7 protein-coding genes are annotated in these 7921 nt (G+C 73.9%); 5 read left to right on the forward strand and 2 right to left on the reverse strand.

Translation table 11 applies throughout. From position 1 onward, the window contains the following. Positions 1-312: 312 nt before the first annotated feature. The 3 genes from ACFV4F_RS19635 to ACFV4F_RS19645 all read left to right on the forward strand — a co-directional run bounded on the left by ACFV4F_RS19635 (position 313) and on the right by ACFV4F_RS19645 (position 3613). Positions 313-1677, forward strand: a complete 1365-nt coding sequence (locus ACFV4F_RS19635; protein ID WP_380442800.1) for an FAD-binding oxidoreductase — start codon at positions 313-315, stop codon at positions 1675-1677. A 422-nt stretch (positions 1678-2099) separates the two neighbouring features. Beyond that, complete coding sequence (locus ACFV4F_RS19640; RefSeq protein ID WP_380442802.1) at positions 2100-2429, forward strand: hypothetical protein; 330 nt, start codon at positions 2100-2102, stop codon at positions 2427-2429. Positions 2430-2806: 377 nt separating this feature from the next. Continuing rightward, positions 2807-3613, forward strand: a complete 807-nt coding sequence (locus ACFV4F_RS19645) for a pyridoxal 5'-phosphate synthase (RefSeq protein ID WP_380442804.1) — start codon at positions 2807-2809, stop codon at positions 3611-3613. A 15-nt stretch (positions 3614-3628) separates the two neighbouring features. Here the strand turns inward: ACFV4F_RS19645 and ACFV4F_RS19650 are convergent, their stop codons facing one another. Beyond that, a complete protein-coding gene (locus ACFV4F_RS19650) occupies positions 3629-4696 on the reverse strand; it encodes a DMT family transporter (protein WP_380442806.1) in 1068 nt (355 codons plus the stop codon). A gap of 152 nt (positions 4697-4848) precedes the next feature. Here ACFV4F_RS19650 and ACFV4F_RS19655 point away from each other — a divergent pair, with 152 nt between their 5' ends. After that, positions 4849-5721 carry a DUF1906 domain-containing protein gene (locus ACFV4F_RS19655; protein ID WP_380442808.1) on the forward strand — a complete coding sequence of 291 codons (873 nt, stop codon included), beginning with the start codon at positions 4849-4851 and terminating at the stop codon, positions 5719-5721. A 30-nt stretch (positions 5722-5751) separates the two neighbouring features. On the opposite strand, the gene ACFV4F_RS19660 is transcribed toward ACFV4F_RS19655, so the two are convergent. After that, positions 5752-5943 (reverse strand): hypothetical protein, encoded by a 192-nt coding sequence (locus tag ACFV4F_RS19660; protein ID WP_380442810.1) that lies wholly within the window; start codon positions 5941-5943, stop codon positions 5752-5754. 184 nt (positions 5944-6127) lie between these two features. On the opposite strand from ACFV4F_RS19660, the gene ACFV4F_RS19665 reads away from it, so the two are divergent. Beyond that, entirely contained in the window at positions 6128-7789 is a 1662-nt protein-coding gene (locus tag ACFV4F_RS19665; protein WP_380442813.1) for a long-chain fatty acid--CoA ligase, read from the forward strand. Positions 7790-7921 lie beyond the last annotated feature (132 nt).

Below are 7921 nucleotides of genomic sequence, written 5' to 3' on the forward strand. Positions count from 1 at the left end.
CCTGGACCCGGTCGAGCCGCTGTACCCCGCCTGGCCGGCCCGGCCGCCCCCACCCGCCGGGGCCTGCACGGCCCTCCGCCCCCCACCCTGCCCCGCAGGGCCCACCCGCCGGGGCCTGCACGGCCCTCCGCCCCCCACCCTGCCCCGCAGGGCCCACTTGCCGGGGCGCCTGTACGGCCCTCCGCCTCCTTCCCCCGTCCGCTCCCCGGCGGAGCCGTTCCCCCACCTCCTGCCCCGCAGGGCCCACTTGCCGGGGCTTCGCCCGGCGGGCAGAGTGCGGGGGACGACTGCGGGCGGTGAGCGGAGGCGGCGATGGGTGATCTGACGGATCGGCTGGCGCAGGGGCTCCCGCCCGGGGCGGTCGTCGTGGACGAGGACGTCCTGGACGCCTACCGCCACGACATGGCGGGGTTCTGCGCCGCCGGGACGCCCGCCGTCGTCGTGTTCCCGGAGACCGTCGAGCAGGTGCAGCACGTCCTGCGGACCGCCACCGACCTCCGCGTCCCGGTGGTGCCGCAGGGCGCGCGGACCGGGCTCTCCGGTGCCGCGAACGCCGTCGACGGCTGCGTCCTGCTGTCCCTGGTGAAGCTGAACCGCATCCTGGAGATCGACCCGGTGAACCGGATCGCGGTCGTCGAGCCGGGCGTGGTCAACGCCGAACTCTCGCGCGCGGTGGCCGACTTGGGCCTGTCCTACCCGCCGGACCCGTCCAGCTGGGAGTCCTGCACGATCGGCGGCAACATCGGCACCGGCGCCGGCGGCCTGTGCTGCGTGAAGTACGGGGTCACCAGCGAGTACGTGCTCGGGCTGGACGTCGTGCTCGCGGACGGGCGCCTGTTGTCCACCGGCCGCCGGACGGCCAAGGGCGTGGCCGGGTACGACCTGACCCGGCTGCTGGTCGGTTCGGAGGGCACGCTGGGCGTGGTGGTCCGGGCGGTGCTGTCGCTGCGGCCCGCCCCGCCGCCGCAGCTGGCACTGGCGGCGGAGTTCCCGAGCGCGGACGCCGCCGGGGCCGCGGTCTGCGCGGTGATGGCGGGCGGTCTGACCCCGTCGCTGATGGAGCTGATGGACGCGGTCAGCGTGCGGGCGGTCAACGAGATGGGGCGGATGGGCCTGCCGGCGTCCACCCAGGCGCTGCTGCTGGTGGCGTTCGACGGGCCGGACCGGGCCGCCGAGCTGGCGCGGGTGGCCGAGCTGTGCCGGGCGGCGGGGGCGACGGAGGTCGTGCCGGCCGAGGACGAGGCGGAGTCCGAGCTGCTGCTGGCGGCCCGGCGGCTGGCGCTCCCGGCCCTGGACCGGCTGGGGACCACGATGATCGACGACGTGGCGGTGCCGCGTTCGCGGCTGGCCGAGATGCTGAACGGTGTCGCGGCGATCGCCGAGCGGCATGCGCTGACCATCGGCGTGGTGAGCCACGCGGGGGACGGCAACACCCATCCGATCGTCATCTTCGACGCCTCGGACGAGGAGGAGACGGCACGGGCACAGCGCTCCTTCGACGAGATCATGGCGCTCGGTCTGGAGCTGGGCGGCACGATCACCGGCGAGCACGGGGTCGGGCTGCTCAAGCGGGACTGGCTGGCGCGCGAGCTGGGGCCGGTGGCGCTGGACCTGCAGCGGCAGCTGAAGGCGGTCTTCGATCCGCTGGGAATCCTCAATCCGGGCAAGATGGTCTGATCTTCCGACGGTCGCAGCACCATTCCTGAATGATGGTCTTCATAAGTCGCCGATTGTCGACATGGTCGGGTCGTCGAACTTTTCGGGGGCGTGTCTTCCCTTGCTGTGCGCCCAGGGTGGCGCGGTGATTTTTCCGTGCGCTCCTTCGCGCGGCCTCGCGCGGGGTCGGGTAGGGCTTCGCAGGGCGTCCGTTCGGATGAAATCCCAGCTCAGGATAGGTGTGTCGAAGCGCTGTCCCGCTGTCGTGCCGTTATGCGGGGCCTTGGTGGATATCACGCTAACGGGCGAAAACTGCTCCGTCAGGTGGTGCTTTGTCGATTTGTTGCGGAAGTCTGTCTCTCGGCGTCGCAGCCCGCAGGTGTTCGTCTGGCCGGCGAACTCCCGCACACATTGCACGATTTACCGTTTTCTTGGAGGTTCTCATGGTTCGCATCCACACCCGTCGGGTGGCCGGTTTCCTGGTCGCCGCTCCGCTCGCGGCCGGTCTGCTGCTCGCTGGTGCCGGTGCTGCGGCGGCCGACAACGGTGCGATGGCGGGCGCCGGTTCCAACGCCGGCGTCGTCTCCAACACCGGCACCGGGAACGTCTTCGGCGGTGTCGACGGCAACTACGTCTCCACCCAGCAGACCGCCACGGGTTCCGGCGCCTCGAACCAGAACAACACCCTCGCCGCGAAGGACAACGCGGGCACCATCCTGGCCGACCAGTCCAACAAGAACGTCAACATCGTCTTCGCGCCGATCCTCCACTGATCCGGGCGCACTCCACCGTCGGCGGGGGCGCCGGAGGTGGGTGGCCGCGGGTGAGCTGAGCACCCGCGGCGGGGCTCGGAACGGTCGCGATCGATGCGACGAGCGCATGACCGGCCAGCGGAAAGGGTCGCCGCGAACCGGCCTCGTGGGCGGTGCCGTCACCGGCACCGCCCACGCGTGCGTCCGGGGCCGGGGCCGCCCGAACGGCTCCGGGGACCGCCGCCGTCAACCGTCCGGGTGCGTACAGCCAGGGCCCGCGCCCGGAGTCGTCCGACGGCGGCGGTACGGTTGCGCCCGACAGCACACCGCGCGCGCCCGGGTCCAGGAAGGCCCGGCCGGCCGCGGCGGCGGACGCGGCGACCGGAAGGAAGGGCGCGATGGCAGCGGAGGAGGAGGGCCTGACCGGCCCGGGCGAGGCCGGGTCCGCACCCGGCCCGGACCCGAGGTCCGAGTCGCGGCCCGAGTCGCGGGACGAGCACCGCGATGAGCACCGGGACGAGCCCCGGCCGGAGCCGAGGTCCGTGCCCGAGCTGCTGCTCGGCCGTCCGCCGATGGCCCGGCCGCTGCCGACCTTCGACGCCGAGGCCGCGCCCGCCGAACCCGGCCCGCTGTTCGCGGACTGGCTCACCACCGCCCTGGACGCCGGCGTGCTCGACCCGCAGGTGGTCACCCTCTCCACGGTCGACGCCGACGGCCTCCCGGACGCCCGGGTGCTGGTGCTGCGCGACGTCGACGCGAGCGGCACCGGCTGGGTGTTCTCGGCCGCCGCCGACAGCCCGAAGGGCCGTCAGCTCGCCGACCACCCGGCCGCCGCGCTGACCGTCTACTGGCCGCAGCTGGGCCGGCAGGTCCGGGTCCGCGGCACCGTCGAGCGGGCCGCCGACCTGGTGGCGGCCGCCGAGTTCGCCACCCGCTCCCCGGCCGCCCGGGTGGGCGCGCTGGTCGGGCGCCAGAGTGAGCCGCTGGCCTCGCTGGAGGAGTACGACGAGGCCGTCGCGGTCGCCCGGCGCCGCCTGGAGGCCACGCCGGACGCCGTCGCGGCCGGCCACGCCGTCTACACGCTCTGGGCGCACGAGGTCGAGTACTGGCAGGGCGACGCCGAGCGCCGCCACATCCGCCTCCGCTACACCCGCACCGGCCCGGTGCGCACCCCCGAGTGGTCCCGCACGCTGCTCTGGCCCTGAGACCTCCTCAGGAGTTCACCTGCGCCCGGTCAGCGTCGCGCCGACGCTGGCCGCCACCACGCAGCCGATCCCGGCCAGCTGGGGCACGCCCAGCAGCTGGCCCAGCACCACCAGGCCGACCAGCGCACTGACCGCCGGCTCCAGGCTGACCAGCACGCTGAACACCCGCTGCGGCATCCGCCGCAGCGCGGTCATCTCCAGCGCGTAGGGGATCACCGGCAGCAGGAGCGACACTCCGGCGACCGAGGCGAGCAGCACCACCGGCGAGGCGTCCGGCGCGGTCAGCCCGTGCCACGCCTCGCCGAGGCCGAACGGCGCCAGCGTGATCGCGCCGACCGTCATCGACACGGCGAGGCCCTGGAAGCCCTGGAACGCGGCGCCGACCTTGTCGGTGAAGAGGATGTACAGCGCGTAGCAGGCGGCCGCGCCGAACGCGAAGAGCAGGCCGACCGGGTCCAGCGAGCCGCCGCCGTCGCCCTCGCCGAGCAGGGTCAGCAGGGCGACCCCGGCCGCCGCGAGCAGCGCCCACAGCAGGTGGCTCGCCCGCCGGGCGAAGACCAGGGCGACCGCGAGCGGGCCGAGGAACTCGATGGTCGCCGCGGTGCCCATCGGCAGCCGGTCGACCGCCCCGGCGAACAGGAAGGTCATCCCGGCCGAGGCCATCCCGAGCAGGGCCGCTGCGGCGAGGTCGCGCGGGCGCTTGTCGCGCAGCTTCGGCCGGGTGACGGCGAGCAGGATGACCGCCGCGAAGCCGAGCCGGAGGAAGGTCGTGCCGCTGACCCCGAGCGGGCCGAAGAGCGGTTTGGAGAGCGCGATCCCGGTCTGCACGAGGAACATCGCGGTCAGACACAGAAGCGGCGCCGGGATGCTCTCCGGGCGCCGCAGGAACTTGGGGAGCCGGCCGGTGGGCCGGCCGGGCCGGAGATCGGGTGGTGCCGCGGGGCCGGGCGCCTCGCCTCGTCGCCAGCTGCCGCGCTCGCCGGCGGGCTCGCCCTTGGGGGCGGGCGGCATGGCAAGGGCCTCGGCGACGGCCGTGGTGGCCGGCGTCGGGGCGGCGGTTTCGCCGGGCATGGAGGTGGGCATGGTGACGAGTTTGCCGTAAGGAGTGCAGAACGGGCAAGCTCGTTACAAAATTCGGGACGGAAGCGGACGGGTGCGCCCGAAAGGGTGGGCGCGGGCGGGCCGCGCGGCGTGGTTGACGCGTTCATCCGATGGTCCGTCAGTATCACGGATTGATGCGCTATCTCCGCCCCACGGCCCTCGTCGCCGCCGCCCTCGTGCTCCTGCTGGCCATCGACGGAACCGGTGCGAGCGCCGAGGCCACCGCCCCGGCCGCCGTCGCCCTCCCCACCATCCGACCGCTCGCGCTGCCCGACCGCGCGGGCCCGCCCAAACCCCGGGGCGCCTTCAGCGGCCTCGCCTTCGACGTCTGCACCGCGCCCCCGTTGTCCACCATGCAGACGTGGTGGGACAACTCCTCGTACAGCGCGATCGGCATCTACACCAGCGGGTCCCAGCGCGCCTGCTCCCAGCCCCGGCTGACCGCCGACTGGGTCAGCCAGGCCCGGGCGATGGGCTGGCGGTTCCTGCCGGTGCACGCCGGGTCCCAGGCGCCGTGCCTCGACCCCGCGCGCAAGCCGCTGCGGATCGACCCGGCGCACGCGGCCGACCAGGGCCGCTCCGAGGCCGACGAGGCGGTCGGCGGGCTGCAGGCGCTCGGCTTCGGCCCGGGCAACCCGGTCTACATGGACATGGAGGCGTACCCGAGGAACGACTCCGCCTGCGCCCAGGCCGTCGTCGACTTCGCCCTCGGCTGGACCCAGCGGCTGCACGAGCTCGGCTACACCTCCGGGTTCTACTCCAGCTTCAGCTCCGGCATCGCCGACCTGTCCGCCGCGGCCTGGGCCCACAGCTCCCCGCTGCCGGACGCCGTCTGGTACGCCAAGTGGGACGGCCACGCCGACACCAACGCGCCCGCCCCGCTCGGCAATGACCTGTGGGTCTACCACCAGCGGGCCCACCAGTACCAGGGCAACGTCAAGGACACCCACGGCGGCGTCACCCTCACCGTCGACCGCGACTACGTCGACGGTCCCGCGGCCGGCTGAGCGGGCGGCCGAGCGGGCGGCCGGGGCCCGTCAGCCGCCGAACGGCAGCCAGCCCCGGCCGAGGCAGTCCCCGCAGGTCTCGGTGATGTACCCGGTCCCCGTCCGGTCGGCCCGCACGCCCAGCCGCGCCCGCGTCCGCACCCCGCCCGAGCAGTTCGGGCACGGCACCCGGAACCGCACCGGCTCCCATCCCACCTGCGGGCCGTCCTGGCTCTCGTCCATGGCGTCCAGTATCACGTGCGGCCGGCGCGCCCTGCGGTCCCGTGCCCGGTCCGTGATCCGTGCAACGGGGTCGGGATGCTGACAGCGGCCGGACGGAACGGCACAATCGGGCACGTCCGCGCCCATTACCGCCCGGTAGGTGCCGCAGGCGCACCCGCCGGTGCCGCCAGGTCAAGGAGGACCCGTGTTCAGCACGATGCAGGACGTACCGCTCACCGTCGCGAGGATCCTGGAGCACGGGTCCACGATCCACGCCCGGTCGACCGTCACCACGTGGGACGGCACCGGACCGGTCGTCCGGACGTACGCCGAGGTCGGGGCGCGGGCCGCCCGGCTCGCCCACGCGCTGCGCGACGAACTCGGGGTCACCGGCGACGACCGCGTCGGCACGCTGATGTGGAACAACGCCGAGCACCTGGAGGCCTACCTCGCCGTCCCCGCCATGGGGGCCGTGCTGCACACGCTGAACCTGCGCCTGCCCGCCGGACAGCTGTCGTTCATCGTCAACCACGCCGCCGACCGCGTGGTCATCGTCAACGGCACCGTCCTTCCGCTGCTCGCCGCCGTCCTGCCGGAGCTCGCCCCGACGCTCAAGCACATCGTGGTGAGCGGCCCCGGCGACCGCTCGGTGCTGGCCGGCTTCGCCGGCACCGTCCACGACTACGAGGACCTGATCGCCGACCGGCCCACCGCGTACCCGTGGAGCACCGAGATCGACGAGCGGCAGGCCGCCGTGCTCTGCTACACCTCCGGCACCACCGGCGACCCGAAGGGCGTGCTCTACAGCCACCGCTCGGTCTACCTGCACTGCCTCCAGGTGAACACCGGCGACAACTTCGCCTTCACCCCGCGCGACACCGCGCTGCCGGTCGTCCCGATGTTCCACGTCAACGCGTGGGGCATCCCGCACGCCGCCTTCATGTCCGGCGCCAACCTGCTCATGCCGGATCGTTTCCTCCAGCCCAAGCCGATGGCCGAGATGATCGCCGCCGTCCGACCCACCGTCAGCGCCGCCGTCCCCACCATCTGGAGCGGCCTGCTGGACGAGCTGGACGCCGGCGACTACGACACCTCCAGCCTGCGCATGGTGGTCATCGGCGGCAGCGCCTGCCCGCCGTCGCTGATGAAGGGCTTCGAGGAGCGCCACGGCATCAGCGTCATCCACGCCTGGGGCATGACCGAGACCTCGCCGCTCGGCTCCTTCGCCCAGCCGCCCGGCGGCCTCACCCCCGAGGAGGAGTGGCCCTACCGGATCACCCAGGGCATCTTCCCGGCCTCCGTCGAGGCCCGGCTGATCGGCCCGGGCGGCGAGCGGATGCCCCACGACGGCGTCGCGGCGGGCGAGTTGGAGGTGCGCGGCCCCTGGATCGCCGGCGCGTACTACGGCGGCGCCGGACAGGACCCGCTCCGCCCGGACGACAAGTTCTCCGAGGACGGCTGGCTGCGCACCGGCGACGTCGGCACCATCACCGCCGACGGCTACCTGACCCTCACCGACCGAGCCAAGGACGTCATCAAGTCCGGCGGCGAGTGGATCTCCTCGGTCGACCTGGAGAACCAGCTGATGGCCCACCCCGAGGTGGCCGAGGCCGCCGTGGTCGCCGTCCCGGACGAGAAGTGGGGCGAGCGTCCGCTGGCCACCGTCGTGCTGCGCCCGGGCGCCACGGCCGGGCTGCCCGAACTGCGGGCCTTCCTGGCCGGGCGGATCGCCTCCTGGCAGCTGCCGGAGCGCTGGTCGATCGTCGAGTCGGTGCCGAAGACCTCGGTCGGCAAGTTCGACAAGAAGGTGATCCGGGCCAGCTACGCGGCGGACGAACTGGACGTCACGGTGCTCGGCAAGGAGTGACCGCGGTACGACGGAGGGGGCGCCCCCCCCCCCGCGGGGGGGGGCGCGCCCCCCCGCGCCCCCCCCGCCCGCGCCCGCGGCCCCCCCCCCAACCCCCCGGAGACCCCACGAGGGAGGAAGTGAAACAGATAA

This window comes from Kitasatospora sp. NPDC059722 (assembly GCF_042733235.1).
Lineage (GTDB): Bacteria > Actinomycetota > Actinomycetes > Streptomycetales > Streptomycetaceae > Kitasatospora.

Coding starts and splice junctions, on each gene's coding strand:
- ACFV4F_RS19645 (WP_380442804.1), top strand. CDS start 2,807: ATGGCAGCGGAGGAGGAGGGCCTGACCGGCCCGGGCGAGGCCGGGTCC.
- ACFV4F_RS19640 (WP_380442802.1), top strand. CDS start 2,100: ATGGTTCGCATCCACACCCGTCGGGTGGCCGGTTTCCTGGTCGCCGCT.
- ACFV4F_RS19660 (WP_380442810.1), bottom strand. CDS start 5,943: ATGGACGAGAGCCAGGACGGCCCGCAGGTGGGATGGGAGCCGGTGCGG.
- ACFV4F_RS19655 (WP_380442808.1), top strand. CDS start 4,849: ATGCGCTATCTCCGCCCCACGGCCCTCGTCGCCGCCGCCCTCGTGCTC.
- ACFV4F_RS19635 (WP_380442800.1), top strand. CDS start 313: ATGGGTGATCTGACGGATCGGCTGGCGCAGGGGCTCCCGCCCGGGGCG.
- ACFV4F_RS19650 (WP_380442806.1), bottom strand. CDS start 4,696: ATGCCCACCTCCATGCCCGGCGAAACCGCCGCCCCGACGCCGGCCACC.